Here is a 1,527-nt window from a genome sequence, read left to right on the forward strand (position 1 = left end):
CGGCTGCTGCGCGCCCTGGACGGCGCGGGCGTCACGCCCGGCACCGTCCAGCTCCAACGGCCCAGCCTGGACGACGTGTTCCTGGCCCGCACCGGCCGCTCGCTGCGGCAGTCCGCCTGACCCGCCCCCTGGAGGGTACGCGTGAAGCTCGCCCGTGACACCTGGCTGGTCTTCCAGCGGCAGTTGCTGCTGATGATCCGCACCCCGGTCTGGATCGCCGTCGGGATCATCCAGCCCGTGTTCTACCTGCTGCTGTTCGCCCCGCTGCTGAAGAAGGTGCTCGCCCCCGAGGGCGCGAGCAGCTACGCCGACGCCTACCAGGTGTACGTGCCGGGCCTGTTGGCGGTGCTGTGCATCTTCGGCGGCCTGTTCACCGGCTTCAGCCTGCTCGGCGAGCTCAAGGCCGGCGTCATCGAGCGCTCCCGGGTGACGCCGGTGAGCCGGCTGGCGCTGCTGCTCGGGCGCGCGCTGCGGGAGATGGTGGCGCTGCTGGTGCAGGCCGTCCTCATCACGCTGATCGCGCTGCCGTTCGGGCTGCGGGTGAGCCCGCTCGACCTGCTGCTCGCCTACCTGCTGCTCGGGCTGCTGGCGCTGATGACCTCGGCGATCTCCTTCGGCATCGCCCTGATGGTGCCGACGGACGCCGCGATGGCGCCGGTGGTGAACACGATCGCCCAGCCGATCGCGCTGCTCTCGGGCGTGCTGCTGCCGCTCACGCTGGCGCCCGACTGGCTGCGGTCGGCAGCCCACTGGAACCCCTTCTACTGGGCCGTGGAGGGCATGCGGGCGCTGTTCTCGGGACACGCCGGCGACGCCGTGGTCTGGCAGGGGCTCCTGGTCGTCGTGGTGATGACCGTCCTGTCGGTGTACTGGTCGGCGCGGCTGTTCTCGACCCGCGTGCGCTGACGAGCGGAACGACGAAAGGGCCCGGCCTGTGGTGACACTGTTGGTTAATTCGGGCCTCGCGTGACGTCGGCCTCCAAGACCCGGTTGTGGTCTTGGAGGCCGACGTTGTCGTATGGGGAGGGTGTCGATGTCCGTGCAGCCGATGGGGTCTTGGGAGATCCCGGTGGAGACGGTGCGGGTGGCGCGGGCGGCCTTCCCGAAAGGCAGCCTGGCGATCCGGATCCGGGACGAGCTTGGGGCACTCTTCACCGACAGGCACTTCGCGGACCTGTTCCCGGCGCGCGGCAAGCCTGCCTGGTCACCGGGCCGGCTCGCGCTGGTGCTGGTGCTGCAGTTCGTGGAGGGGCTCACCGACCGGCAGGCCGCGGAGGCGGTGCGGGCCAGGATCGACTTCAAGTACGCCCTCGGACTGGATCTGAGTGATCCCGGGTTCGACTTTTCGGTGCTCTCGGAGTTCCGGGACCGGCTGGTCGCCGGGGATGCCGGGCTGCGGGTGCTGGACGGCATCCTGGCCGCTGCCCGCGACAAGGGACTGCTCAAGACCGCGGGCCGGGCCCGGACCGACTCCACACATGTGCTGTCGGCGGCGCGGGAGCTGAGCTGGCTGGAACTGGTGGCGGA

General features: G+C 70.5%; 2 protein-coding genes. Both read left to right on the top strand.

Features of this window, described 5'->3' with window-relative positions; genetic code table 11:
* Window positions 1-141 precede the first annotated feature (141 nt).
* Window positions 142-906, top strand: a complete 765-nt coding sequence (locus AB0O00_RS26150; RefSeq protein ID WP_363655689.1) for an ABC transporter permease — start codon at window positions 142-144, stop codon at window positions 904-906.
* A 127-nt stretch (window positions 907-1,033) separates the two neighbouring features.
* Window positions 1,034-1,527 (top strand): transposase (locus tag AB0O00_RS26155; protein ID WP_363655690.1); only part of this gene is annotated, 494 nt, incomplete at its 3' end.

This window comes from Kitasatospora sp. NPDC093558 (assembly GCF_040683475.1).
Taxonomy (GTDB): Bacteria; Actinomycetota; Actinomycetes; order Streptomycetales; family Streptomycetaceae; genus Kitasatospora.